The sequence below is a fragment of the Streptomyces thermospinosisporus genome, assembly GCF_039526425.1.
Classification (GTDB): Bacteria; Actinomycetota; Actinomycetes; order Streptomycetales; family Streptomycetaceae; genus Streptomyces; species Streptomyces thermocarboxydovorans.
Genome location: NZ_BAAAIZ010000022.1, coordinates 44,832 through 70,753, shown reverse-complemented (window position 1 = coordinate 70,753; position 25,922 = coordinate 44,832). Strand labels below are relative to the sequence as shown.

Below are 25,922 nucleotides of genomic sequence, written 5' to 3'. Positions count from 1 at the left end.
CCCCGTCCACGCCTCTTCCGGGGCCGGCGTCCGCGTGTGGGAAGGCGTGCCGGAGGGCTTCAGCCCGCCGCGACCGTCACGGGCGCGAAACGGCGGCTCCAGTCACCCGGCAGCTCCGTGATGCCGTACGTCATGACCGCGTTGAAGGCGACGGACTCCAGACCGTGCTCCTTCGCCCACTGCAGCAGTTCCTCGTGGCGGACGTCGATGTCGGTGCGCAGCGGCCGGTCGGTGCGGGCGGCGAGGGAGCGGACGAGGGCCTTGGCCGTCGCCGTGTCACGGGCGATCAGCGGGCCCACGACGTGCGTCTCCATGTTGGGCCAGGCGGCCGCGTACCCGATGAGACGGCCGTCCTCCTCGGCGACGCGCAGCTGGTCGGCGAAGGCGGGCAGCCGGGTGAGGATGTGCGTGCGGTCCGCCCCGAACACCTCGTGATCGAGCCGCAGGATCGCGGGCAGATCCTCGGCGGTGGCGGCCCGCGTGACGGCTTCGTCGGCCTCCCCGCCGGGAGTGAGATGCCCGCGCACCATCTCCGCCCGGCCGGTGACCTTGAAGCCGAGCTGCTCGTAGAGGGGGCGCCCGTTCGGCGTGGCATGCAGGGTGAGCGGTGTGGGGCCCGCCTCCTCGATCACATGGCGCATCAGCCGGCGGCCGACCCCCCGGCGGGCGTGCCGCTCCGCGACCAGCACCATGCCGATGGCGCCCAGCACGGGACGCTCCTCGGCCCCGTACTCGGTGACCACACAGGCGGCGGCCAGCCCGCCACCGGGGTCGTCGATGCCGTAGCCCTTGCCGGCCGAGAGGAGGAGTCCCCACTTGTGCTCCTCCCGTGGCCAGCCGCGGTCCTCGGAGAGGTCGGCGCAGGCGGTGAGATCCTTGAGCGTCAGGCGGCGGACGGGCAGTGAGGCAGGAGAAGGCATGGGCACGCAGGTCAGGCTGTCCGACGCAGGCCGCCGCCGTCCACCTGTTTCTTCCGATGGACAGACGCTTTTGGCCATGCCGTCACCGGCGAAGCGCCGGCAGGGTCAGCCCAGGTCGGGTGCGTGCATGGCGCGGACTCCCTCGATGTTGCCGTCCAGATAGTGCCGCAGGGACAGCGGGACGAGATGGACGGAGGCGATGCCGACGCGGGTGAACGGGACACGGACGATCTCGTACTCGCCGGCCGGCTCGTCGACCTCCGGGCCGTGCCGCAGGGAGGGGTCCATGGACTCCAGGCGGCACACGAAGAAGTGCTGCACCTTCACACCGGTGGCGCCGCCGTCCTCGCCGATGTGCTCCACCGTGTCGACGAAGCAGGGCACCACGTCGGTGATCTTGGCGCCGAGCTCCTCGTACACCTCGCGGTGCAGGGCATGGACGACGGTCGGGTCCGATGGCTCGACCCCGCCGCCGGGGGTGACCCAGTAGGGATCGACGCCGGGTTTGGTGCGCTTGATCAGGATGAGGTCGTCACCGTCCAGCAGAACGGCACGGGCGGTGCGCTTGACCACGGGTCGGACGGTCATGGGAGGAATGTGGCCCCGCATGTTCCACGTGAAACATCGCGGGGCGTGACCGGGTGCATGCTTCGGCCGGGACACCGTTTCCACCGTCCCGACCGTTCAGCACCAGTCCTTCGCCGCCCGCTGCAGCCACTCGTGAGCGCGCGCGACATGCGGCATCGCCAGCGTCCCCGTGCGGACCACCAGGAAGTACGTGCGCAGAGGGGGCACCGGCGGCTCGTGCAGCGCGATCACCTCGCCCCGCTCGAGCGCCGCCGCGCACAGATAGCGGGGCAGGACCGCCAGGCCCGCTCCCGCGACGGTGCACGCCAGCACCGCGCGCAGATCCGGGACGACGACGGTGCCGGTGGCGACGGGGCGGGAGTCGAAGACGGAGGCCCAGTAGCGGGAGACGAGCGGCAGCGACTCGTGCACCTCGACGACCGGTACCTCCTCCAGGACGGATCCGCCGGTACGGGGCAGCTTCTCGATGTCGATCCGTTCGGCCCAGCGCGGAGCGGCGACCAGCACATGCTCCTCGTCGCAGAGCGCGGTCGCCGAGAGCAGGGCGCCGCGCGGCAGGATCGTGCTGATCGCCAGATCGTGATGACCGGCGGCCAGCCCCTCCAGCACCTCCTCGGCGGTCCCGAAGGAGGCCCGCAGGGCGAGGCCCTGGCCGTCCTCGCCGGTCAGCTCGGTGAGGGCGGGCAGGGCCCGTTCCGCCGTGAACTCGGGAGGCCCCGCCAGATGCAGCGTCCGCAGGGAGGAGTCCTCCTCGAGCCCGGTCTCGGCGATCTCCACGAGGGCGTCGAGATGCGGGGCGGCCCGGTGCGCGAGTTCGTCGCCGATGGACGTCGGCGTCACGCCGCGGGCCTGCCGTAAGAAGAGGGGGCGTCCGAGCTGCCGCTCCAGCGTCCGGATCTGGGAGGTCACGGCAGGCTGGGAGAGGCCGAGCAGAGCGGCGGCGCGGGTGAAGGAACCGGCCCTGTGCACGGTCACAAAGGTCCGCAGCAAGGCCAGATCCACGGTGTGCCCTCCCCTTGTCCCAACTACTGCTCTGGCCCCCGAAGAAAGCTCAACTATAAATAAGTCGATAGGTCGCTGTCGCTACTGTGATTGGACACTGACAGCGAGTCAACTAGCCTTGTTCGCGCGGTTCTTCGCGCGCAGAACCGAGGACGGTCCGAGCCATGAGGGGGGAGGCTCGGACCGTCCGTCGTGCGGCCTGCGGGCCATGCGGCCCGCAGGTTGCGGATATCCGTATGTGAGCGTCAGGTGGCTGAGGCGTCCAGGGCCCGCAGCACATCGGCCACCAGGTCATCGGGGTCCTCGCACCCCACGGAGAAGCGCACAAAGCCCTCCGGCACGGCGTCACCGCCCCAGCGGCCGCGCCGCTCCGCGGTGGACCGCACGCCCCCGAAGCTGGTCGCGTCGTCCACCAGCCGCAGCGCCGCCAGGAAGCGGTCGGCCACCTCGCGCGAGGCCAGCGTGAAGGACACCACGCACCCGTAGCGCCGCATCTGCCGGGCGGCCACCTTGTGCGCGGGATCCTCCGGGAGCCCCGGATAGCGCAGACCCGTCACCTCGGGCCGCTCCCGCAGCGCCCGGGCGAGCGCCAGCGCGGTGGCGTTCTGCCGCTCGACCCGCAGGTGCAGCGTGGCGATCGAGCGGTGCGCCAGCCAGGCCTCCATGGGCCCCGGGATGGCACCGGCGATCTTGCGCCAGCGGCGTACGGCCGCCATCGCCTGCGCATCGCGGCCGGTGACATACCCGAGGAGGATGTCGCCGTGCCCGGTGAGCTGCTTGGTGCCGCTCGCCACCGCGAAGTCCGCGCCGAGCTCCAGCGGGCGCTGGCCGAGCGGGGTCGCCAGAGTGTTGTCCACGGCCACCAGCGCGCCGCGTGCGTGCGCGGCCTCGGCAAGGCGGCGCACATCGCACACGTCGAGGCCCGGGTTCGACGGCGTCTCGATCCACAGCAGCCGCGCACCGTCGAGGACGTCCAGCTGGGCGTCGCCGCCGGTCGGCGCGGTGCGCACCTCGATGCCGTACTCCTCCAGCTGGGTGCGCAGCAGGGGCAGCGCCTGGTAGCCGTCGTCCGGCAGGACCACGGCGTCGCCGCTGCGCAGCTGGGAGAAGAGCACCGAGGAGATCGCGGCCATGCCCGAGGCGAACACCAGGGTCTCGGTGCCGTCCTGACCGGGCGCCTCCAGTTCGCCGATGGCCCGTTCCAGCAGTGTCCAGGTGGGGTTCTCGTCCCGGCCGTAGGTGTACGGGCCCGTGGGGTCGCCCGGCAGGTGGTAGTGGGCGGCGAACACCGGCCCCGGCAGGGTGGGTTCGTGCTTGACCGGCTCGGGGAGCCCGGCGCGCACGGCGCGGGTGCCGTCGCCGTCGCCCGGCATCGTCCCGCTCATGCCGCGCGTCCTTCCAGCTGCTCGCGCACGGCGGCCAGCAGGTGGGTGCTGGCAGCCTCCACCATCTCCAGGCACGCCTCGAAGCCGTGGGTGTCGCCGTAGTACGGGTCGGGCACGTCGAGGTCGTCGCCGGCGGCGGGGTCGTAGGAACGCAGCAGCCGGACCTTGTCCGCGTCCCGTTCCGTGGGGGCCAGGCGGCGCAGCGCCTTCAGGTGGCTCGAGTCGAGGGCGATGACGAGGTCGAGGCGGGGGAACCAGGCAGGGTCGAACTGACGCGCCGTGTGGGCGCTGTCGTACCCGTTCTCCTCGAGGACGGCGACCGTGCGGGGGTCGGCGCCGTCGCCCTCGTGCCAGCCACCCGTACCGGCGCTGCCGACCTCGATCAGCTCGTCGAGGCCGGCCTCCGCCACGCGGGCACGGAAGACGGACTCGGCCATCGGCGAGCGGCAGATGTTGCCGGTGCAGACGAAACAGACGCGGTAGGTCATGGGAATCAGTCCCCGTCGGGCAGGATGACGTTCAGGGCCCAGGAGACCACGGAGACGATCAGGCCGCCCAGCACGGCGGTCCAGAAGCCCTCGACGTGGAAGCTGAGGCTCAGCTGGTGGGCCAGCCAGGAGGTGAGCAGCAGCATCAGCGCGTTCACCACCAGGGTGAACAGGCCGAGCGTCAGGATGAGCAGCGGCAGGCTCAGCAGCTTCACGACCGGCTTGACCAGGAAGTTCACCAGGCCGAAGAGCAGCGCCACCACTATGAGGGTGCCGATCTGCTTGCCGGTGCTGTCACCGGTCAGGGTGATCTTGTCGAGAAGCCATACGGCGACCGCCAGGGCGCCCGCGTTGGCGATCGTCTTGACTAGGAAATTCTTCATGTGTCTGATCGTGGCAGACACCGTCGGAGATGAGCAGTGAGGCAGGGGCGGACAACGTGAAGGCATTCCGGCTGGACGAACTGGAGGCGGAGCGCGCCGCCAACGACGGTGCGTACCTGCAGTTCCTGCGGGAGCGGAACATGTCCGTCGGCCTCTACGCCCTGAACGCGGGCGAACAGGACCCGCAGAAGCCCCACAACCAGGACGAGGTGTACTTCGTCGTCAGCGGCCGGGCCTCGATCACCGTGGGGATGGAGACCACGCAGGTGGCGCGCGGCAGCGTGGTCTATGTGCCGGCCGGAGTCCCGCACAAGTTCCACCACATCAGCGAGGACCTCCGGGTCCTGGTGGTGTTCTCCCCGCCCGAGGGCTAGGCCGATACCCGAGGGCCAGGGCCGGCACCCCGGATTCCCTAGGGGATCACTCAGGGGAGGACAAGGGATGCACGGCGCCCGTCCGGGCCCCTCGCCGCCCTAGCATCGGTAGCGGAACATCGAGACACGACCCGGAGCGCGACGGGCGGAGAGGTAAGGACGAGGGCGATGCGAGAGATCTTCGCGGGACTGCCGTGGTGGGTGAAGTGGGTCGCGGTGCCGGTCATCGCCCTGGTCGTGTTCGGCGGCCTGATAGCGAGTGTGGTCGGTTTCGTGATCAACCTGCTGTTCAAGCTGCTGGTCTTCGTCGCCCTGGTCGGCGGACTGATCTACGTCGTACGGAAGTTCACGTCGAGTTCGTCCTCGCGTGGCGACTGGTGAACCGGAGAGGGACCGGTGAACGGTGACGGGAATCACCGGTTCCCTCGGGCGGGGGAAGTTTCCCGGACAGACGGTCCCGCGGCGCTGACCCGCGGTTAGAGTCCGGATCTCGACGCGGGGCGATCCCCGCGAGCGGCGTCCGTCCCCCACCCGTGTTCCCCCGCACGGGCTGCCCCCTCGCACCGGGAGTGACCCTTGGCCACGGCTGAAACCGCCCCGTCCCCCACCGCCTCCGCGCCCCGGCCCACCGTCCCCGCGCAGCCCCGCTCCCCGGACGCCCCGCCGCCGGCGGCGACCCTCATCGGCTCGGTGCAGCGGGCCATGCGCCTGCTGGAGACCGTCGCCGGACACGCGTACGGCGCCCCCGCCAAGCAACTGGCACGCGAGACCGGGCTGGCGCTGCCCACGGCGTACCACCTCCTGCGCACCCTGGTGCACGAGGGCTATCTGCGCCGGGACAAGGGCTTGTTCTTCCTCGGCGAGGCAGCCGAGCGGCTGAGCGCCGCAGGGGCACAGCAGAAACGTCGCAGCACGCTGGTCGACGCCTTCGCCCGCTGGCGGGACGCGATCGGTGCCCCCCTCTACTACGCGGTGTACCGCGAGGGCGAGATCACCGTGCTGTGCGTCTCGGACAGCCCCGGCGCCCCGGCGGTCGAGGAGTGGGCCGACTTCCGGGAGACCGGCCACGCGCACGCGCTCGGGCAGTGCCTGCTGTCCCAGCTCGACGAGCGGGCCCGCCGCGACCACCTCGACCGCTACCCGGTCCAGCCCCTCACGCCGTACACGGTCCGCGACAACCACAGTCTGCTGCGCCGGCTGGAGCGGACGCGGCGCACGGACCTGGTGGTCGAACGCCAGGAGTACGCCGTCGGCACGGTCTGCGCGGCCATCCCCATCACGGTCGGCAGCACGGCCGCGACCCTGGCCATCTCGCTTCCCGCACATCAGGCCGACCGGCTGCTCCCGGCGGCGCAGCGTCTGCAGGCGGAGGCGGGGGCACTGCTGGGATCGCTCGCGCTCTCTATCAGTATCTGAAAACTCACTCCTTGTGATCTGTCGTGCACGTTCAGCAAGATTCCTTCAGAGTCCGAGGGTCAGGTCCCGGCAGTCAGCGTCGAATGACGGGGTAGGCGATGCGCGAGTCCGTACAGGCAGAGGTCATGATGAGCTTTCTCGTGTCGGAGGAGCTCTCCTTCCGCATCCCGGTGGAACTGCGCTACGACACCTGTGATCCCTACGCCGTGCGGCTGACCTTCCACCTGCCGGGCGATGCCCCGGTGACCTGGGCGTTCGGCCGGGAGCTGCTGATCGACGGAGTGGGCCGGCCCTGCGGCGAGGGCGATGTGCGGGTCTCGCCGGTCGACCCCGAGTCGCTGAGCGAGGTGCTGATCCGGCTTCAGGTCGGCAGCGACCAGGCGCTGTTCCGGGCGTCCACCGCGCCGCTCGTGGCCTTCCTCGACCGCACCGACAAGCTGGTGCCGCTGGGCCAGGAGGGGGCGCTGGCCGACTTCGACGCGCATCTGGACGATGCGCTGGACCGGATCCTGGCGGAACAGAGCGCCGGGTGAAGCGTTTTGCCGGGCGCCTGCTCTCCGGCGGAACGTGCTGAGTGTTCCGCCTGCGGGTGAGCGTCACACCACTCTGCAGGAACGCTTCTGCAGGAGGGGCGGCCGCCGTGCGTGGTGGCACTTCGCCCGGGCGCGGGCAGCGTGGCGAACCTCCGCGACCGCGCGACCGGCTCGGCCCCGCCGCCCTCAGCGCTTGCGCCGTCTCCCCCTGCCGCCCCGTGTCGCCGCAGGCCGGTCGCCCTGGGCCGGGACCCGACCGCTCGACGGGCGGTCGGCGGAGACCACCAGGGCGGCCAGGGCCGTGGTGACCGGTACCGAGGCGACCAGGCCGATCGAGCCGATCAGCGTGCGGACGATCTCCTCGGCGACCAGCTCGCTGTTGGCGACCGTCCCCACCCCGCTCTGCGCGATGGAGAACAGCAGCAGCAGCGGCAGCGCGGCACCCGCGTAGGCGAGGACCAGCGTGTTGACCACCGAGGCGATGTGGTCCCGGCCGATGCGGATACCGGCGCGGTACAGCTTGCGCCAGCCCATCGACGGGTTGGCCTCGTGCAGTTCCCAGACCGCCGAGGTCTGGGTGACCGTCACATCGTCGAGCACACCCAGCGAGCCGATGATGACCCCGGCCAGCAGCAGGCCGCTCATGTCGATCTCCGGGTAGAGCCCGTGGATCAGACCGGTGTTGTCGTCGGTGTCGCCGGTGAGCGCGGCCCAGCCGATGAAGCCCGAGCCCAGAAGACCGATCAGCAGCAGCGAGACCAGCGTGCCGAGTACCGCCACGGACGTCCGCGCGGACAGCCCGTGGCACAGATAGAGGGCGAGCAGCATGATGGCGCTCGCCCCCACCACCGCCACCACCAGCGGATTGGAGCCCTGCAGGATCGCGGGCAGGATGAAGGAGGTCAGCATCAGGAAGCTGACCGCCAGCGCGACCAGCGCCATGAGGCCGCGCAACCGCCCCACGACCACCACCGCCAGTGCGAAGACACCGGCCAGCAGGGTCAGTGGCAGCCGCCGGTTCACATCGGCGACCGAGTACTGCAGGTCCGCGGGCGCGGAGGGCTCGTAGGCGACCACGACCTCCTGCCCCTTGCTCAACTGCCGGGACTGGTCCGGCTGCACGATCTCCGTGAAGGTGCGGCCTTTGTCCTTGCCGGAGTCGACCCGGATCGTCGCCTTCTTGCAGGTGCCCTGGGCCTGCTGCTGGGCGGAGGAGCCCTCCGCGGTGGAGGTGTCACCGGTCGGCCTGCCGCCGGAGGCGTTGACGTCCTTGCAGGGCACCTCCACCACCTCGGTGACCGTGGCCTGCTGCGTCTCGCGGTCGAAGCCGACGCCGGTGCGTTCGTGCGCCGGGGCACCGCCCGGCCAGAGCACGGCGAGGCCGATCAGCACCGCCGCGGCGAACGGGACGAGGACGGCGGCGATCACCTTGCGCAGATGCCGCGAGACGGGGGCGGCCGGGCCGTGGCTGTGACTGTGCCCGTGGGCATGACCGTGGCCGGCGTCGGGGGACAGTTCGGACGGTGGGACCGAAGGATGCTGCGAAGGGGTCACCGACCGATCATCGCAAGCCCCGAGGGGGCCCTCTGTTCACCGCGCCAGAATTGACGCTAGCGTGGGGGGCATCTTTGTACACGCGGGAGCTCGGAGCACCGGGCTGAGAGGGCGCTGACCTCCGTCCCAGCGATGTTTCACATGAAACATCACCGATCGCGAGTGATGTTTCACACGGAACGTCGGCAGACGGATACCGCTGCGTCGACCGCCGAACCTGTTACCGGGTAATGCCGGCGTAGGGAGATCGGTCTCATGACCCACAAGGACGCACGCACGCCTGCCTCCACGCAGACCACCACCAAGCCGTCGGTCGGCGAGGAGTCCGGGAAGTCCATCGGCTGGCACAAGGCATACATCGAGGGCTCACGCCCCGACCTGCGGGTGCCGGTCCGTCAGGTGCATCTCACCAACGGGCAGACTGTCACGCTGTACGACACGTCGGGCCCGTACACCGATCCGCACGTCGAGACCGACGTGCGCAGGGGCCTGCCGCCCCTGCGGGAGAACTGGATCATCGCCCGCGGCGACACCGAGGAGTACGCGGGCCGCCCCGTCCGCCCCGAGGACGACGGGATCAAGCACACCTCGCCGCGCGGCGGCCTGCGCAATCTGGACGCGGTCTTCCCCGGACGTCCCCGTCAGCCCCGCCGGGGCCGCGACGGCCGGGCCGTGACGCAGCTGGCGTATGCGCGCCGGGGCGAGATCACGCCCGAGATGGAGTTCGTGGCGATCCGGGAGAACGTTTCGCCGGAGGTGGTCCGCGAGGAGATCGCCGCGGGCCGGGCCGTGCTGCCGGCCAACGTCAACCACCCGGAGAGCGAGCCGATGATCATCGGCAAGCGGTTCCTGGTGAAGGTGAACGCCAACATCGGCAACTCCGCGGTGACCTCCTCCATCGAGGAGGAGGTGGAGAAGATGACCTGGGCGACCCGCTGGGGCGCCGACACGGTCATGGACCTCTCCACCGGCCGCAACATCCACACCACCCGCGAATGGGTGCTGCGCAACTCCCCCGTCCCCATCGGCACCGTGCCCCTCTACCAGGCCCTGGAGAAGGTCGACGGCAAGGCCGAGGAACTGACCTGGGACATCTACAAGGACACGGTCATCGAGCAGGCCGAGCAGGGCGTGGACTACATGACCGTCCACGCGGGCGTGCGCCTGGCCTATGTGCCGCTCACCGCCAACCGCAAGACCGGCATCGTCTCGCGCGGCGGCTCGATCATGGCCGCGTGGTGCCTGGCGCACCACAAGGAATCGTTCCTCTACGAGAACTTCGAGGAGCTCTGCGAGATCCTCGCCGCCTACGACATCACCTACTCGCTGGGTGACGGTCTGCGGCCCGGCTCCATCGCGGACGCCAACGACGAGGCGCAGTTCGCGGAGCTGCGCACGCTCGGGGAACTCAGCCGGATCGCCAGGCGTTTCAATGTGCAGACCATGATCGAGGGCCCGGGCCATGTCCCGATGCACAAGATCAAGGAGAACATCGACCTTCAGCAGGAGATCTGCGATGAGGCTCCGTTCTATACGCTCGGCCCGCTGACGACGGACGTCGCGCCCGGCTACGACCACATCACCTCCGGCATCGGCGCCGCGATGATCGCCTGGTGGGGCACCGCGATGCTCTGCTACGTCACGCCCAAGGAGCATCTGGGCCTGCCCAACCGCGACGACGTCAAGACCGGTGTCATCACCTACAAGATCGCCGCGCACGCCGCCGACCTCGCCAAGGGGCACCCGGGCGCGCAGGCCTGGGACGACGCATTGTCGGACGCCCGCTTCGAGTTCCGGTGGGAGGACCAGTTCAACCTGGCTCTCGACCCGGACACGGCCCGCGAGTTCCATGACGAGACCCTGCCGGCGGAACCGGCGAAGACGGCCCACTTCTGCTCGATGTGCGGGCCGAAGTTCTGCTCGATGAAGATCTCCCAGGACATCCGCCGTGAGCACGGCGGCACCCGCGAGGAGATCGAGGAGGGCATGGCCCAGAAGGCGAAGGAGTTCGCCGCGAGCGGGAACCGCGTGTACCTGCCGATCGCCGACTGATGTCGTTCGGCTGCGCCTGACATCCGCTCCGGCAGTCCCTGCCGGTGCCCGCCCTGACCAGGAGGCTGCCCCGGGCCGGCCCGGGGCAGCCTCGGCGTTCGACGTCCCAGCACCCCCAACGCGATCCGATCCGAGAACCGACCAACCCCGACGACTTCACCTGACCCGGCCTTGGCACAACTCATCCAACGACCAGACCCCAACAAAGTCACCGGTATTGCCCCTAGTCCGGCTGGTGTTCCGGGCCGCCGAAGTCCGGGCTGGTGTAGTCGGGGCTGGAGTAGCTCGGGCGGGAGGCGCGGGGTGAGCCGCCCTCCGGGCTGCTGAAGCCCGGGCGGGCGTAGCCGAGGTTCGGGATCCGGCTGACGGGTGCGGACGGTGCCGTGGTGCGGTGCAGTGCGGCCGTCTCCGGGTCGGCGAGGGCGTCCCTCAGGAACGGGACTATGCCCCGTTCCAGCAGGGCTTCGCGCCAGGCCTCCCTGGCACGAGAAAGTTCCTCGTCGGCCTCCGGGTACGGTCCGCCCAGTGCGGACGGCTTGTTGCGCAGCGCGGTGAGCAGCAGGCCGATCGCGGCGACGAGGATCGCCACCGCCGTCACGGCACCGAACACCCAGCCCGTGGTGAGCATGGTCCGGGCGAACGCGGCGTCCGGGTCGAGCATCCGCAGGACGTAGCCGACCAGCAGGAAGATGCCCGCCGCGGTGCCGGCCAGCACCGGGGCCAGTACGGCGAGCACGGCGACGACACCCGCGCCGGCCGCCTCGGCGACCTCGCCCATGCCGCCGGTGAGGCCCACCGCGCCGGCGGACTGTTCGGCGGAGGCGGAGCCGGACTCGCGTACGGACGGGTCGGCCGGTGCCGAGGGGCGGCGCAGTTCCTCGCGGACCTTGACGTAGTGCTGGTACTCGGCCGCCGCGGCGGCCGTGATGATCGCGGTGGCGCCCAGCGCCATGGTGCGCAGTTGTTCCGTGTTGAGCCGCTGACCGACAGCGGCGAGTTCCGGGCGGTGTGGTGCGGAGCGCAGCGCCTCATCGAGAACCCGCTCGAACTCCTGGCGGTCCTCGCTCGACAGGTGCTGCGGAACGCTGTTCATGTGCATCCCCCGATGCTCCGTAGGGCTTGGGGCTCGGCATGCTGACGAGCCGTCGGGCAGAAACGGAGGGGAGCCTGCTACGGATAAGCCGATGGTAGAGCGGTGACGGCGCGCGGTGACAGGGGGTTTACCGAAATTGGCGCCGCGCGGCCCCGGGAACCGGGCTCGGAACGTCCGGTCCGCCCAACGGTCACGTGGACAGTGGCAGTTGCTGGACCAGCAGCTTTCCTGCCATGGTCACGCCGCCGTCCATGGCGATGGCCAGCCCGTCGGCGTAGACGTGCGGTCCCTCGACCACGGGGCCGGATTCGTCCCCTCCGTCCTCGGACCCGACCTCGCCCAGCAGGTACGGAATGGGGCTGTGGCCGTGAACGACCCGGGTGCCGCCGTACGTATCGAGAAGGGAGCGCACCGCGTCGGCGCCGCCCTCGTCGCGGAAGGAGAACCGCTTGGTGAATTTGCGGAACAGGTCCCAGACCTCGTCCGCGTCGTTACGGGTGAGCGTCTCGCGGACGGTGTCGTTGACCTCCTCGATGGAGCGGCCGAAGTCGAGGTAGGCCGTGGTGTCGGAGTGCAGCAGCAGATGCCCGTCGACCTCCTCCACGGCGTCGAGGCGGGCCATCCACTGCAGGTGGTGGTCCTGGAGGCGGTCCATGTCGGTCTTCTGGCCGCCGTTGAGCAGCCAGGCCGCCTGGAAGGTGGCGGTGCCCGCGCCGGAGTTGACCGGGGTGTCGCCGAAGCGCTTGGCGCCGAGCAGCAGCAGCTCGTGGTTGCCCATGAGCGCCTTGCAGTAGCCGCCGGCCGCGGCGGCCTCGGCGGACAGGCGCATCACCAGGTCGATGACGCCGATGCCGTCCGGGCCGCGGTCGGTGAAGTCGCCCAGGAACCACAGCCGGGCGGTGCCCGCGCACCACCGGCCCGCGGAGTCGATCAGGCCCTTCTCCTGCAGCGCTGCCACCAGCTCGTCCAGGTAGCCGTGGACGTCACCGACCACGTACAGCGGGCCGGGGCCGCCGGCCGGCTGGGGGGCGGGGACGGAAACGGGATCGACGGTCACCTGGACAGTGTCCCCCCGATTGATGACCGGGAGATCCCGCTGTGTGGGTGTGTATCCCTCCGGGTACGCCGCCTCCTCGGTCGGGGGGACGACGTCGCCGGGGTGGGTGCTCTGGGTGTACGGACCGGGCTCGTGGACGTACGCGGGTACCCGGAAGTCGCGCAGCGTCGCCGTCCGCTCCACTTCGGGTCCCTGACCGGCCCCCTGAGTCATCGACCCCTCCACCATCGCGCCGCATCTGCACCGCTCGGACTGCCTGGTCGCAGCGGCCCGCGGTGTCGTGGGCCCATCATAGGAATGCGAATCGCGCCATGTGATGACCCAGGGGTGGTGAATCAGAGCAGGGCTCCGGTTCGTCGCGGCTTTCGCCCCGATTGTGCCGGGCTGCGACCGCCTCACCGGCCCTCTCGCCCTGCTCTCGCCCTGGTCGCCCGGCGCGGGAGCGGACCGTCCTCCTCGGGCGACCGGCCCGTTTTCGCCCGGAGGAGTGATGCCGTCCGCTGCCCTCGACGCTACGGAAGCTCCGGCTCCGCCCGGTGGGCGGACCGGGGCGCGAGGGGCTCCACCCCTCCAGGAGCCCGTCGCCGTCCTCCGCCGGTGCCACGGTCAGGCGCCCCTCGGCGACCTCGGCGGGCTGACCGTCGTCCGCGGGGGGCGCCGCTGGGACGAGGTGCGCACGATCAGCTCGGTCGGTATCACCTGCTCCACCGGGTGGTCGGACTCGACTCCCTCGATGGCGTCGATCAGCAGCTGGACGACCGCGGTGCCGATGCGGCGCGGCTTGAGGGAGAGCGTGGTGACGGGCGGGTCGGTGTTGGCGTAGACCGTGGACTCGCTGCAGCAGACCAGCAGCAGGTCGTCCGGCACGCGCAGCCCGTAGCGCCGGGCGGCGGCCAGCAGATCGGTGCCGTTCGGGTCGAACAGGCCGTAGACGGCGTCGGGGCGGTCGGGACGGGCGAGCAGCCGGTCGGCCGCGACGGCGCCCGCGCAGGGGTCGTGCGCCGGGTAGGCCTCGTACACCGGGTCCTGGCCGACGCGCTCGCACCAGCGCAGATACGCGGTGGTCGACAGGTGGGTGTAGGTGTCGGTCGTGGTGCCCGTCAGCAGGCCGATGCGCCGGGCGCCCGCGTCGGCGAGATGGTCGAGGATGCCGAGCACGGCGGCCTCGTGGTCGTTGTCCACCCAGGCCGTGACCGGCAGGGCGCCGGCCGGGCGTCCGTCGGAGACGACCGGTAAACCCTGCCGGACCAGCTCGCTGACCACCGGGTCGCGGTCGGAGGGGTCGATGACCACCGTGCCGTCCAGCGCGACGTTGGACCACACGTCGTGGCGGGAGGTCGCGGGCAGGATGACGAGGGCGTAGCCGCGGGCGAGCGCGGCGGAGGTGGCGGCGCGGGCCATCTCGGCGAAGTACGCGAACTCGGTGAAGGTGAAAGGTTCATCCCCGTAGGTCGTGACCGTCAGGCCGATGAGTCCCGACTTGCCGGTGCGGAGCGTACGGGCGGCGGCCGAGGGGCGGTAGCCCAGCCGGTCGGCGACCTCGCGGACATGCCGGCGGGTGGCGTCCGGGAGCCGGCCCTTGCCGTTGAGGGCGTCGGAGACGGTTGTGATGGAGACTCCGGCGGCGGCGGCCACGTCCCTGATGCCCGCTCGACCCGGCCGGCTGCCTCGGCGTGAGGTTTCCGCGCGGCTCACCTGGTGCTTCCCTGCTGCTGTCATGGCGAGCCGATAGTAGGGCTCATGCGGTGGGGTAGGGCGGACGCATATGCAGGCATTGACAGGCACGTTTCTGCATGATCATCAACGCTGAATTGCCTTGGATGGCAAGGAGGTTGAGCGCTCCCACGACGGGACCTGTCGTGCCGCTGCACACGGGCCTGTCGAGGGTGCGATGTTGCGAAGAGGTCTCAACTCACCTGCACGGGTGATGCGCGCTACGGCGCAAGCCACCGGCGCATAGATATATGTGAGGCGCGCCCCCGTGGTGCGCGCCTTTCGTGCGCCTATGGGGATGTGTTGCCTCTGTTGTACCTGTGACGCATGAGGAACCACCTCGGGACGCCCGTCGCCGCTCTACGCAGCCGCGCGGAATCCTCATAAGGTGAGCAGTATTGATGTCGGCGGCGGTCAGGGGCCGCCGGTCTGTCGAGGAGGACTGCGGTGAGCGAGACGAGTCCCAGGCTGCGCGCCGAGCTGGAAGGGATTCCCACCTACAAGCCCGGCAAGCCGGCGGCCGCCGGTGGTCCGGTGGCCTACAAGCTGTCCTCCAACGAGAACCCCTATCCGCCGCTCCCGGGCGTGATGGAGAAGGTCACGGCCGCGGCCTCGTCCTTCAACCGCTACCCGGACATGGCCTGTACGGCGCTGATGGAGGAGCTCGCGGAGCGCTTCGCGGTGCCGGTGTCGCACCTGGCCACCGGCACGGGCTCGGTCGGTGTCGCCCAGCAGCTGCTGCAGTCCACCTCCGGTCCGGGCGACGAGGTAATCTACGCCTGGCGGTCCTTCGAGGCGTACCCGATCATCACCCAGATCAGCGGCGCCACCTCCGTGAAGGTGCCGCTGACGGCGGGCGAGGTGCACGACCTGGACGCCATGGCCGCGGCGATCACCGACCGGACGCGGCTCATCTTCGTCTGCAACCCCAACAACCCGACCGGCACGGTGGTGCGGCGGGCCGAGCTCGAGCGCTTCCTCGACCGGGTGCCCGGTGACGTCCTCGTGGTCCTCGACGAGGCCTACCGCGAGTTCATCCGGGACCCCGAGGTGCCCGACGGGGTCGACATCTACCGGGACCGGCCCAACGTCTGTGTGCTGCGGACCTTCTCCAAGGCGTACGGCCTGGCGGGGCTGCGGGTGGGCTTCGCCATCGCACACGAGCCGGTGGCGGCGGCGCTGCGCAAGACGGCGGTGCCGTTCGGCGTCAGCCAGATCGCCCAGGACGCGGCGATCGCCTCGCTGCAGGCCGAGGACGAGCTGATCGGGCGGGTCGGCTCGCTGGTCTGCGAGCGCAACCGTGTGGTGGAGGGGCTGCGGGCCCAGGGGTGGACGGTGCCCGAGACCCAGGCCAACTTCGTGTGGCTGCGTCTGGGGGAGCGGACGGTGGCGTTCGCCGAGGCGTGCGAGCAGGCGGGCGTGGTGATCCGGCCGTTCCCCGGTGAGGGTGTGCGGGTCACGGTCGGTGAGTCCGAGGCGAACGACATCTTCCTGAAGGTGGCGGAGGAGTTCCGCAAGGAGTCCTGAAGCACGCGAGCAGTCCTGAAGCTCGCAAGGAGTCCTGCAACCAGGACCAAGGAGCCGGTCCGCGACTCAGTCGTCGGCCGGCTCCACGCGTATCGGGTCGCCGTCGCGGACGGTCGCGAGCAGGCGCGGGTTCTGGTCGATCCGGCCCAGGATGTTGCACGGGCTCGCCAGGCGGCATTCGTCCCCGTGGGAGATCGGCGTGGGTCCGAAGGGGAGGGCCAGGGCGTCACCGTCGGTCCAGAAGGCGACGGTGCCGGGCTCGACCACCTGCCGGGCGTCCGTTTCACGTGAAACGGCCACACCCGTGTCGAAGTAGACCTCTTCGCCCCAGGTCCGGGCGGTGGAGGTGAGGGGCAGTGCCTTGGCGAGGGCCTGGGTGGTGGGGGTGTCGTCGAGGGTCGCGGTGAGGTGCCCCGCCGGCCAGGAGATGCGGATACCTGTGCTCATGGCCGCAAATTCAACAGACTGTTGAAGTTCTTGCCAAGGGGTTGACGTCACAGGGGACCCCCCTTCCTGGCCCGAAAAGGGGTAAGTCATAATTGCTTGTGAATGTGAACGCGTTCACAAGCGCGGGTAAGGAGTGACGACGTGGACCTGGCTCTGGCGCCGGAGACCCTGGCGCGATGGCAGTTCGGCATCACCACCGTCTACCACTTCCTGTTCGTTCCCCTGACGATCTCCCTGGCCGCACTCACCGCCGGCCTGCAGACCGCGTGGGTGCGCACGGAGAAGGAGAAGTACCTCAGGGCGACCAAGTTCTGGGGCAAGCTCTTCCTGATCAACATCGCCATGGGCGTGGTCACCGGCATCGTGCAGGAGTTCCAGTTCGGCATGAACTGGTCCGACTACTCGCGCTTCGTCGGTGACGTCTTCGGCGCCCCGCTCGCCTTCGAGGCGCTGATCGCCTTCTTCTTCGAGTCCACCTTCATCGGCCTGTGGATCTTCGGCTGGGACCGGCTGCCCAAGAAGATCCACCTCGCCTGCATCTGGATGGTCGCGATCGGCACCCTGCTGTCGGCGTACTTCATCCTCGCCGCCAACTCCTGGATGCAGCACCCCGTCGGCTACCGCATCAACGAGGACAAGGGCCGCGCCGAGCTGACCGACTTCTGGCTGGTGCTCACCCAGAACACCACCCTCAACCAGGTCTTCCACAGCTTCTCGGCCGCCTTCCTCACCGGTGGCGCGTTCATGGCCGGCATCGCCGCCTTCCACCTGATGCGGGGGAAGCACATCCCGGTGATGCGGACCTCCCTGCGGCTCGGCCTGGTCACCCTGGCCGTCGGCGGCCTGTTCACCGCCATCAGCGGAGACACCCTCGGCAAGGTCATGTACGAGCAGCAGCCGATGAAGATGGCCGCCGCCGAGGCCCTCTGGGACGGCGAGGAACCGGCGCCCTTCTCGGTGTTCGCCTACGGGGACGTCGACGAGGGCCACAACAAGGTCGCCCTGGAGATCCCGGGCCTGCTGTCCTTCCTCGCACACAGCGACTTCGAGTCGTACGTGCCCGGCATCAACGACACCAATGAGGCGCTGCAGGAGAAGTTCGGGCCCGGAGACTACAAGCCGATCGTCCCCGTCGCCTACTGGGGCTTCCGCTGGATGATCGGTTTCGGGATGGCGTCCCTCGCCCTCGGCGTGCTGGGGCTGTGGCTGACCCGGAAGAAGTTCATGCTGCCCGCGGCGTTGCGCACCGGGGAGGACGAGGTGCCGCATCTGGTGCTGTTCAGGCAGCCGCTCGGAGCCCGGCTCGGCCGCCTGTACTGGCTGCTGACGGTGTGGACCATGGCCTTCCCGCTGATCGCCAACGCCTGGGGATGGATCTTCACCGAGATGGGCCGTCAGCCCTGGGTCGTCTACGGCGTGATGCAGACCCGCGACGCCGTCTCCCCCGGCGCCTCCACGGCCGAGGTCGTCACCTCCATGTCCGTCTTCACCGCGCTGTACGCCGCCCTGGCCGTCATCGAGGTCAAGCTGCTCGCCAAGTACGTCAAGGCCGGCCCGCCCGAGCTGACCGAGAGCGACCTCAACCCGCCCACGAAGGTCGGCGGCGACCCCCGTGACGCCGACAAGCCGATGGCCTTCTCGTACTAGGCCGAGGGAGCTGCACCGCCATGGAACTGCACGACATCTGGTTCGTCCTGATCGCCGTCCTGTGGACCGGCTACTTCTTCCTGGAGGGCTTCGACTTCGGCGTCGGCATCCTCACCCGGCTGCTCGCCCGCGACCGGACCGAGAAGCGGGTGCTGATCAACACCATCGGACCGGTCTGGGACGGCAACGAGGTGTGGCTGCTCACCGCCGGCGGAGCCACCTTCGCCGCCTTCCCCGAGTGGTACGCCACGCTGTTCTCCGGCTTCTACCTGCCGCTGCTCGCCATCCTGATCTGCCTGATCATCCGGGGTGTCGCATTCGAGTACCGGGCCAAGCGGCCGGAGGAGAGCTGGCAGCGCCGGTGGGAGACCGCGATCTTCTGGACCTCGCTGATCCCGGCGTTCCTGTGGGGTGTGGCCTTCGGGAACATCGTGCGCGGGGTGAAGCTCGACGCGGACTTCGAGTACGTGGGGCACGTCTGGGAGCTGCTCAACCCCTACGCCCTGCTCGGCGGGCTGGTCACCCTGACGCTGTTCACCTTCCACGGGGCGGTGTTCACGGCGCTCAAGACCGTCGGGGAGATCCGGCAGCGGGCACGGACCATGGCGACCCGCGTGGGTCTCGTCACCGCCGCACTGGCGGCGGCCTTCCTGCTGTGGACCCAGGCCGACAAGGGCGACGGCAGCAGCCTGGTCGCTCTGGTGGCCGCCGTGGCGGCGCTGGTGGCGGCCCTGGCCGCGAACCGGGCCGGGCGCGAGGGCTGGTCGTTCGCCTTCTCCGGCGTCACCATCGTGGCCGCCGTGGCGATGCTCTTCCTGACGCTGTTCCCGAACGTCATGCCGTCCACGCTGAACGAGGACTGGAGCCTGACGGTCACCAACGCCTCCTCCAGCCCCTACACCCTGAAGATCATGACCTGGCTGGCGGTGATCGCCACCCCCGTGGTCCTGCTCTACCAGGGCTGGACGTACTGGGTCTTCCGCAAGCGGATCGGCACCCAGCACATCGCCGATCCCGTGCACTGAGGTGTGTTTCACGTGAAACCGATCGACCCGCGCCTGCTCCGCCACGCCCGTGCCACCCGCCTCTTCCTGGTCGCGGTCGTCGGCCTGGGGGCGGTCGGCGCGGGCCTGGTCATCGCCCAGGCCATGCTCATCGCCGAGACCGTGGTGGGCGCCTTCCAGCACGGCAGGTCCGCCAGTGGCCTCGCGACTCCCCTGGTGCTGCTGGCCGTGGTGGCGGTGGGCCGGGCACTGGTGGGCTGGCTGAGCGAGCTGGCGGCCCACCGGGCGAGCGCCGCGGTCAAGTCGGAGCTGCGCGGACGGCTGCTGGAGCGGGCGACCGCGCTGGGCCCCGGGTGGCTGGCCGGGCAGCGCACCGGTTCGCTGGTCGCCCTGGCCACCCGGGGCATCGACGCGCTCGACGACTACTTCTCCCGCTATCTCCCCCAGCTGGGGCTGGCCGTGGTGGTGCCGGTGGCGGTGCTGGCCAGGATCGTCACCGAGGACTGGGTCTCCGCCGCCGTCATCGTCGGCACCCTGCCGCTCATCCCGGTCTTCATGGTGCTGATCGGCTGGGCCACCCAGTCCCGGATGGACCGTCAGTGGCGGCTGCTGTCCCGGCTGTCGGGGCACTTCCTGGACGTGGTCGCCGGGCTGCCGACGCTGAAGGTGTTCGGGCGGGCCAAGGCGCAGGCGGAGTCGATCCGCCGGATCACCGCCGAGTACCGGCGGGCGACCATGCGGACCCTGCGGATCGCCTTCATCTCCTCCTTCGCGCTGGAGCTCCTCGCCACGCTGTCGGTGGCGCTGGTGGCCGTGACGATCGGCATGCGGCTGGTCCACGGCGACCTGGACCTCTACACCGGCCTGGTCATCCTGATCCTCGCGCCCGAGGCGTACCTGCCGCTGCGTCAGGTCGGCGCCCAGTACCACGCGGCGGCGGAGGGCCTTGCCGCCGCCGAGGAGATCTTCGGCGTCCTGGAGACCCCCGCCCCGGACACGAAGGGCGGGCCGGTGCCGGCCGGGGCCGTGTCCTTCGAGGGCGTGACCGTCCGCTACCCCGGCCGTTCCGCGGACGCCGTCACCGATGTGTCGTTCACCGTGGAGCCCGGCGAGACGGTCGCGCTGGTCGGGCCGAGCGGCGCGGGCAAGTCCACCCTGCTGGACGTGCTGCTGGGCTTCGTCCGTCCCGACGCGGGCCGGGTGTGCATCGGGGGAGCCGATCTCACCGGACTCGATCTCACCGAGTGGCACCGCAGGGTCGCCTGGGTGCCGCAGCGTCCGCAGTTGTTCGCCGGGACGGTCGCGGAGAACGTACGGCTGGCCCGGCCCGACGCCGACGACGACGCGGTACGGCGGGCGCTGCGGGACGCGGGGGCCTGGGACTTCGTCGCCGCGCTGCCCGAGGGCATCCACACCCCGCTCGGCGAGGACGGGTCGGGACTGTCCGCAGGGCAGCGGCAGCGCCTCGCGCTGGCCCGGGCGTTCCTCGCCGACCGGCCGGTGCTGCTGCTCGACGAGCCGACGGCCGCGCTGGACGGCGCCACCGAGGCCGAGGTCGTGGCGGCGATCCGACGGCTGGCGGCGGGCCGGACCGTGCTGCTGGTGGTGCACCGGCCCGCGCTGCTCACCCTCGCCGACCGCGTGGTGCGGCTGACGGAGCCGGGCGCCCGCGGCAGCGCCGTCCCCGCGCCGGGGACTGCTGCCCCCGTCACCGGCACACGGCACGCGGGCCGCGATCCGGAGGCCGGTACCGAGCCGACGCCCGGCCTCGCAGGGGAGCCTGTGGCGCCGGACCGCCGGGGCGGTGTCCTCGCCCGGGTCCGGGCCATGTCCGGTGCCCGGCGGGGACGGCTGGCGCTCGCGCTGCTGCTGGGCAGTCTCGCCCTGGGCAGCGCCGTGGGGCTCATGGGGACCTCCGGGTGGCTCATCTCGCGGGCCTCGCAGCAGCCGCCCGTGCTCCATCTGATGGTGGCCGTCACCGCGACCAGGGCCTTCGGTATCGGCCGGGCGGTGTTCCGGTACGCCGAGCGGCTGGTGTCGCACGACGCGGTGCTGCGGATGCTGGCCGACACCAGGGTGGCGGTCTACCGGCGGCTGGAACGGCTGGCACCCGCGGGTCTGCGCCGGGTGCGCCGCGGCGACCTGCTCTCCCGGCTGGTCGCCGATGTGGACGCGCTGCAGGACTACTGGCTGCGGTGGCTGCTGCCGGCCGGTGCGGCGGTCGTCGTGTCCGTGCTGTCCGTCGGCGTCACCGCCTGGCTGCTGCCGGAGGCGGGCGCGGCGCTCGCGGCCGGGCTGCTCGCCGCGGGAGCTGGAGTGCCGCTGCTCACCGGGGCCGTGGCCCGGCGGGCGGACCGCCGGCTGGCACCCGCGCGGGGCGCGCTGGCGACCCGGGTGACCGATCTGCTCACCGGCACCGCAGAGCTGACCGTCGCCGGGGCCCTGCCCGCACGGGCCGCCGAGGCACGGCGGGCCGATCAGGACCTCACCCGGATCGCCTCACGCGCCGCGACCGCGACCGCCCTGGGCGACGGGCTCACGGCACTGATCTCCGGACTCACCGTCACCCTGGCGGCGCTGGCCGGGGTTCAGGCGGTGGCCGCCGGACGCCTGGACGGGGTGACGCTGGCCGTCGTGGTGCTCACTCCCCTGGCCGCCTTCGAGGCCGTGCTCGGCATGCCGCTCGCCGTGCAGCACCGGCAGCGGGTGCGCCGGAGCGCCGAGCGGGTGCACGAGGTGCTGGACGCCCCCGCGCCGGTACGGGAACCGGAGTCGCCCCGGCAGGCACCCGCGACGCCGTTCCCGCTCACGGTGAAGGGACTGTCCGCGCGTCACCCCGGGCAGGACCGGGACGCCCTGACCGGACTGGACCTGACGCTGACGCCGGGGCGCAGGATCGCGGTGGTCGGGCCGTCCGGCTCCGGCAAGACGACCCTCGCCCAGGTGCTGCTGCGCTTCCTGGACCCGAGCGCGGGCTCCTACACGCTGGCCGGCGTGGACGCCCGCGCCCTGGACGGTGACGACGTACGGCGGCTGGTCGGCCTGTGCGCCCAGGACGCGCACCTCTTCGACAGCTCCGTGCGCGAGAACCTGCTGCTGGCCAGGCGGGACGCCACGGAGGACGAACTGCGCGACGCGCTCGCCCGGGCCCGGCTGCTGGACTGGGCCGACTCCCTGCCCGACGGGCTCGACACCTTGGTCGGCGAGCACGGAGCGCGGCTGTCCGGCGGCCAGCGCCAGCGGCTGGCGCTGGCCCGGGCGCTGCTCGCGGACTTCCCGGTCCTGGTGCTCGACGAGCCGGCGGAGCATCTCGACCTGCCCACGGCGGACGCGCTCACCGCCGACCTCCTGGCCGCGACCGAGGGCCGCACGACGCTGCTCATCACCCACCGCCTGGCCGGGCTGGACGCGGTGGACGAGGTGATCGTGCTGGACCGGGGGCGTGTGGTGCAGCGCGGCCCTTACGAGGAACTCGCCCTGGGGGAGGGGCCGTTGGGGGAGGTGCTGCGCAGGGAGGCCGAGGCGGACACGCTGATGACCACGCGTCAGCCCGCCGCACCCGCCTGACGCGGCATCAAGCCTTCGGCGGACGCGCCGATCGTTCGATCAGACGGCCGCATCACTGGTCCATCCGGGCAGGAGGTCCCCCGGGCGTACGACCAGAACAGGCCCCTGCGGCGGGGCCGGGTGAAGGATCGCTGTCATGCGCCTCATCCGTCGCCGTCCGCTGCTCGTCACCGTGCTGCTGTGTGCGCTGGCCGTGCTCGCCGCGCGGCCCAGTGACGGCGACGGCGCCCACGCCCCCGGCCACGGGGCCCCCACCAGCGTCAGCGCCCGGGTGGCCAAGCTGTACGCGGAGGCCGCGGCGGCGACCCGCCGGTACGAGGCCGGGCAGCGCCAGGCGGCCAGGCAGCGGTCGGAGGCACAGCGGCTGGAGAAGCTGCTGGACCGCGAGCGGCGGGAGATCGCCGTGCTGCGCCAGGACCTCGGGCGGCTCGCCCGGTCCCAGTACCGCAACGGCGGCGGGCTGCCGCTGACCGCCCAGATGATCCTCGCCGACGACCCCGAGGAGCTGATGCGCGGTCAGCGGGTGTTCTCCCAGGCGAATCTGGCGCTCGACAACGCGCTGGAGAAAAGTGCCCGTGCCGAGTCCCGGCTCGCCCGTGACGAGGCGAGGGCCGCGGTGGCCTGGAAGAAGCTGGAGAAGCGCAACCGGCAGCTCGTTGATCTGAAGCGGGACATCGAGCAGAAGCTGGAGACGGCGCGCTGGCAGCTGCAGGGGCAGGCGGACGCCTCGGTGGCGGCCGGCTCCTGCCGGGGCGCGGTGCGGCTCGACCAGCCGGAGATGAACTTCACCGACCCCTGGGTGGCGCCGGTGGAGACCTATGAGCTGTCGGCGTCCTACGGCAGCGGCGGCGCGCGGTGGGCCCACCGGCACACCGGGCAGGACTTCGCGGTGCCGATCGGCACACCGGTGCGGGCGGTGGGCCAGGGGAAGGTGGTGAGGGTGTCCTGCGGAGGCGCCTTCGGCATCGAGATCGTGATCCAGCACGCGGGCGGCTACTACACGCAGTACGCCCACCTGGCCTCGGTCGCCGTCGACCAGGGGGAGCACGTCGCACCGGGGCAGTGGATCGGCCAGTCCGGGACCAGCGGGAACTCCACCGGGCCGCATCTGCACTTCGAGGTGCGGGTCACCCCGGAGATGGGCTCGGCGGTGAACCCGGTCTCGTGGCTGGCCCACCGCGGGGTGTCGCTCTGAGCAGCCCCCGACCAGGCCCGGCCTCAGCCTTGCGCGGCCCGCTGATCAGCCGTGTTCGGCGAGCAGCTGTTCGATCACCACGGCCACGCCGTCGTCGTTGTTGGCGACCGTGCGGCCCGAGGCGGCGGCGAGGACGTCCGGATGGGCGTTGCCCATCGCGTAGGAGCGGCCCGCCCAGGTCAGCATCTCCACGTCGTTGGGCATGTCCCCGAAGGCGACGACCTCCTCGTGCGATATGCCGCGCTCGGCGCAGCACAGGGCGAGGGTGCTGGCCTTGGACACGCCCGGTCCGCTGATCTCCAGCAGGGCGCTGGGGCTGGAGCGGGTGACGGTGGCGCGGTCGCCGATCGCGACCCGGGCCAGGGTGAGGAAGGCGTCGGGATCCAGCTCGGGGTGGTAGGCGAGGATCTTGAGCACCGGCTCACCGGCGGCCTGGGAGTCCGGTGCCAGCAGCTCCTCGGCGGGGGCGAGGGCGTCCGGGATCTCCATGTGCAGCTTCGGGTAGTCGGGCTCCTGGTAGAAGCCGTAGGTCTGCTCCACGGCGTAGAGCGTGCCGGGTGCGGCCTCGCGCAGCAGCCGTACGGCGTCCAGCGCGTTCTCGCGGGCCAGCTCCCGCACCTTGACGAAGCGGTGCTCGCCGGGGCCGCCGTGCAGGTCGACGACGGCGGCGCCGTTGCCGCAGATGGCGAGGCCGTGGCCGTGGACGTGTTCACTGACGACGTCCATCCAGCGGGCGGGGCGGCCGGTGACGAAGAAGACCTCGATGCCTGCCTTCTCGGCGGCGGCCAGCGCGGCGACGGTGCGCGGGGACACCGACTTGTCGTCGCGCAGCAGAGTGCCGTCGAGGTCGGTGGCGATGAGCCGCGGTGGAGTGGCGAAAACCGGGGTCACGGGCTGTCGGGTCGCTGAGGTCACCCGGCCATTGTCCCGCATATGCCCGCACGGCCGTGCGGATCTCCGCACATCTGAGTGGTTACTCCCGTCACCACGCGGCAGCGTGCCGCCACTCCCTGGGGCCGTCGGCGGCACGCTTCTACCCCCTTGATGACGCCGGCGCCCGGAGGGCTCACGGAAGCTGTGCGGCCGCCTCGGTGGCGATGCGCTCGAAGACCTTCTGGTCCACGGCGAAGTCCGAATCCGGGATGGGCCAGTGGAGCACGATCTCGGTGAAGCCCAGCTCGGCGTGCCGGCCCGCGAAGTCGACGAAGGCGTCCAGGGACTCCAGCGGACGGTTCCGGTCCGGGGTGAACCCGGTGAGCAGGATCTTCTCGAGCGCGGCGGCGTCCCGCCCGATCTCCGCGCAAGCGTCGGCCAGCCGCTCCGTCTGCCTGCGAAGGGCCTGGACCGACTGCTCGGGGGTGCCGTGCTCGTACAGCTTCGGGTCGCCCGTGGTCACCCATGCCTGCCCGTACCGTGCCGCCAGCCGCATGCCGCGCGGTCCGGTGGCGGCCACCGCGAACGGCAGCCGGGGCTGCTGCACACAGCCGGGGATGTTGCGTGCCTCGTGCGCCGCGTAGTGGTCGCCCTCGTACGACACCGAGTCCTCGGTGAGCAACCGGTCGAGCATGCCGATGAACTCGGCGAAGCGGTCGGCCCGCTCGCGCGGGGTCCACGGCTCCTGACCCAGCACGGTGGCGTCGAAGCCGGTGCCGCCCGCTCCTATGCCGAGGGTGATGCGTCCGCGGGAGATGTCGTCGAGGGAGATGAGCTCCTTGGCGAGGGTGACCGGGTGCCGGAAGTTGGGCGAGGTGACCAGGGTGCCGAGCCGCATCCGCTCCGTCACGCACGCCGCGGCGGTCAGAGTGGGGACGGCACCGAACCAGGGGCCGTCCCGGAAGCTGCGCCAGGACAGGTGGTCGTAGGTGTATCCGGCGTGGAAGCCGAGCTCCTCGGCCCGTTCCCAGCTCGCGCGGCTGCCCTCGTGCCAGCGGCGGTAGGGGAGGATCACGGTGCTCAGGCGCAGACTCATGACCCCGA

General features: G+C 71.1%; 23 protein-coding genes. 10 read left to right on the top strand and 13 right to left on the bottom strand.

The features are described from left to right. Window positions 1-59: 59 nt before the first annotated feature. The 6 genes from ABD207_RS09685 to ABD207_RS09660 all read right to left on the bottom strand — a co-directional run bounded on the left by ABD207_RS09685 (window position 60) and on the right by ABD207_RS09660 (window position 4,766). On the bottom strand, window positions 60-926 hold the full coding sequence (locus ABD207_RS09685; protein WP_344011614.1) for a GNAT family N-acetyltransferase: 867 nt from the start codon (window positions 924-926) through the stop codon (window positions 60-62). A gap of 99 nt (window positions 927-1,025) precedes the next feature. Further along, entirely contained in the window at window positions 1,026-1,508 is a 483-nt protein-coding gene (locus tag ABD207_RS09680; protein WP_167997978.1) for an NUDIX domain-containing protein, read from the bottom strand. Between the two features lie 96 nt (window positions 1,509-1,604). Further along, entirely contained in the window at window positions 1,605-2,510 is a 906-nt protein-coding gene (locus tag ABD207_RS09675; RefSeq protein ID WP_344011612.1) for a LysR family transcriptional regulator, read from the bottom strand. 245 nt (window positions 2,511-2,755) lie between these two features. Further along, window positions 2,756-3,895, bottom strand: coding sequence for a cystathionine gamma-lyase (locus ABD207_RS09670; protein ID WP_344011611.1), 1,140 nt, complete (start codon window positions 3,893-3,895; stop codon window positions 2,756-2,758). Beyond that, complete coding sequence (locus ABD207_RS09665; RefSeq protein ID WP_344011609.1) at window positions 3,892-4,383, bottom strand: low molecular weight protein-tyrosine-phosphatase; 492 nt, start codon at window positions 4,381-4,383, stop codon at window positions 3,892-3,894. The genes ABD207_RS09670 and ABD207_RS09665 overlap by 4 nt, the downstream gene beginning before the upstream one ends. A 5-nt stretch (window positions 4,384-4,388) precedes the next feature. Continuing rightward, complete coding sequence (locus ABD207_RS09660; RefSeq protein ID WP_344007735.1) at window positions 4,389-4,766, bottom strand: phage holin family protein; 378 nt, start codon at window positions 4,764-4,766, stop codon at window positions 4,389-4,391. Window positions 4,767-4,822: 56 nt separating this feature from the next. On the opposite strand from ABD207_RS09660, the gene ABD207_RS09655 reads away from it, so the two are divergent. From ABD207_RS09655 to ABD207_RS09640, 4 genes are all read left to right on the top strand, one after another. Further along, window positions 4,823-5,140 carry a cupin domain-containing protein gene (locus ABD207_RS09655; RefSeq protein WP_167997973.1) on the top strand — a complete coding sequence of 106 codons (318 nt, stop codon included), beginning with the start codon at window positions 4,823-4,825 and terminating at the stop codon, window positions 5,138-5,140. A gap of 168 nt (window positions 5,141-5,308) precedes the next feature. Beyond that, window positions 5,309-5,521 (top strand): DUF5326 family protein, encoded by a 213-nt coding sequence (locus tag ABD207_RS09650; RefSeq protein ID WP_344011608.1) that lies wholly within the window; start codon window positions 5,309-5,311, stop codon window positions 5,519-5,521. Between the two features lie 321 nt (window positions 5,522-5,842). Beyond that, window positions 5,843-6,556, top strand: a complete 714-nt coding sequence (locus ABD207_RS09645) for an IclR family transcriptional regulator (RefSeq protein WP_425580665.1) — start codon at window positions 5,843-5,845, stop codon at window positions 6,554-6,556. A 98-nt stretch (window positions 6,557-6,654) separates the two neighbouring features. Beyond that, window positions 6,655-7,089, top strand: coding sequence for an SsgA family sporulation/cell division regulator (locus ABD207_RS09640; protein WP_167997971.1), 435 nt, complete (start codon window positions 6,655-6,657; stop codon window positions 7,087-7,089). 186 nt (window positions 7,090-7,275) lie between these two features. Here ABD207_RS09640 and ABD207_RS09635 read toward each other — a convergent pair whose 3' ends face one another. Continuing rightward, the gene (locus ABD207_RS09635; RefSeq protein WP_425580664.1) at window positions 7,276-8,643 is read right to left on the bottom strand and encodes a YibE/F family protein; all 1,368 of its coding nucleotides are present in this window, start codon (window positions 8,641-8,643) and stop codon (window positions 7,276-7,278) included. Between the two features lie 255 nt (window positions 8,644-8,898). On the opposite strand from ABD207_RS09635, the gene thiC reads away from it, so the two are divergent. Beyond that, the gene (gene thiC / locus ABD207_RS09630) at window positions 8,899-10,695 is read left to right on the top strand and encodes a phosphomethylpyrimidine synthase ThiC (protein ID WP_344011606.1); all 1,797 of its coding nucleotides are present in this window, start codon (window positions 8,899-8,901) and stop codon (window positions 10,693-10,695) included. Window positions 10,696-10,918: 223 nt separating this feature from the next. Here the strand turns inward: thiC and ABD207_RS09625 are convergent, their stop codons facing one another. The 3 genes from ABD207_RS09625 to ABD207_RS09615 form a co-directional block, all read right to left on the bottom strand. Continuing rightward, on the bottom strand, window positions 10,919-11,794 hold the full coding sequence (locus tag ABD207_RS09625) for a hypothetical protein (RefSeq protein ID WP_344011604.1): 876 nt from the start codon (window positions 11,792-11,794) through the stop codon (window positions 10,919-10,921). 184 nt (window positions 11,795-11,978) lie between these two features. Beyond that, window positions 11,979-13,073: a metallophosphoesterase gene (locus ABD207_RS09620; RefSeq protein WP_344011602.1), complete on the bottom strand. Its 1,095-nt coding sequence runs from the start codon at window positions 13,071-13,073 to the stop codon at window positions 11,979-11,981. A gap of 378 nt (window positions 13,074-13,451) precedes the next feature. Further along, window positions 13,452-14,564: a LacI family DNA-binding transcriptional regulator gene (locus ABD207_RS09615; RefSeq protein WP_344011600.1), complete on the bottom strand. Its 1,113-nt coding sequence runs from the start codon at window positions 14,562-14,564 to the stop codon at window positions 13,452-13,454. A 441-nt stretch (window positions 14,565-15,005) separates the two neighbouring features. Here ABD207_RS09615 and hisC point away from each other — a divergent pair, with 441 nt between their 5' ends. After that, a complete protein-coding gene (hisC, locus tag ABD207_RS09610; RefSeq protein WP_344011598.1) occupies window positions 15,006-16,085 on the top strand; it encodes a histidinol-phosphate transaminase in 1,080 nt (359 codons plus the stop codon). Window positions 16,086-16,151: 66 nt separating this feature from the next. On the opposite strand, the gene ABD207_RS09605 is transcribed toward hisC, so the two are convergent. Beyond that, window positions 16,152-16,532 carry a cyclophilin-like fold protein gene (locus ABD207_RS09605; protein WP_344011597.1) on the bottom strand — a complete coding sequence of 127 codons (381 nt, stop codon included), beginning with the start codon at window positions 16,530-16,532 and terminating at the stop codon, window positions 16,152-16,154. 141 nt (window positions 16,533-16,673) lie between these two features. On the opposite strand from ABD207_RS09605, the gene ABD207_RS09600 reads away from it, so the two are divergent. From ABD207_RS09600 to ABD207_RS09585, 4 genes are all read left to right on the top strand, one after another. Continuing rightward, window positions 16,674-18,179, top strand: a complete 1,506-nt coding sequence (locus tag ABD207_RS09600) for a cytochrome ubiquinol oxidase subunit I (protein WP_344011595.1) — start codon at window positions 16,674-16,676, stop codon at window positions 18,177-18,179. Between the two features lie 20 nt (window positions 18,180-18,199). After that, window positions 18,200-19,204, top strand: a complete 1,005-nt coding sequence (cydB, locus tag ABD207_RS09595; protein ID WP_344011593.1) for a cytochrome d ubiquinol oxidase subunit II — start codon at window positions 18,200-18,202, stop codon at window positions 19,202-19,204. Between the two features lie 12 nt (window positions 19,205-19,216). Continuing rightward, window positions 19,217-22,750 (top strand): thiol reductant ABC exporter subunit CydD, encoded by a 3,534-nt coding sequence (gene cydD, locus ABD207_RS09590; RefSeq protein WP_344011591.1) that lies wholly within the window; start codon window positions 19,217-19,219, stop codon window positions 22,748-22,750. 136 nt (window positions 22,751-22,886) lie between these two features. Then, window positions 22,887-23,945 carry a M23 family metallopeptidase gene (locus tag ABD207_RS09585; RefSeq protein WP_344011590.1) on the top strand — a complete coding sequence of 353 codons (1,059 nt, stop codon included), beginning with the start codon at window positions 22,887-22,889 and terminating at the stop codon, window positions 23,943-23,945. Between the two features lie 45 nt (window positions 23,946-23,990). On the opposite strand, the gene ABD207_RS09580 is transcribed toward ABD207_RS09585, so the two are convergent. Together ABD207_RS09580 and ABD207_RS09575 are read right to left on the bottom strand one after the other, a co-directional pair. Continuing rightward, the gene (locus ABD207_RS09580; protein WP_344011589.1) at window positions 23,991-24,878 is read right to left on the bottom strand and encodes an HAD family hydrolase; all 888 of its coding nucleotides are present in this window, start codon (window positions 24,876-24,878) and stop codon (window positions 23,991-23,993) included. Window positions 24,879-25,011: 133 nt separating this feature from the next. After that, window positions 25,012-25,914, bottom strand: a complete 903-nt coding sequence (locus ABD207_RS09575) for an LLM class flavin-dependent oxidoreductase (RefSeq protein WP_344011587.1) — start codon at window positions 25,912-25,914, stop codon at window positions 25,012-25,014. Window positions 25,915-25,922 lie beyond the last annotated feature (8 nt).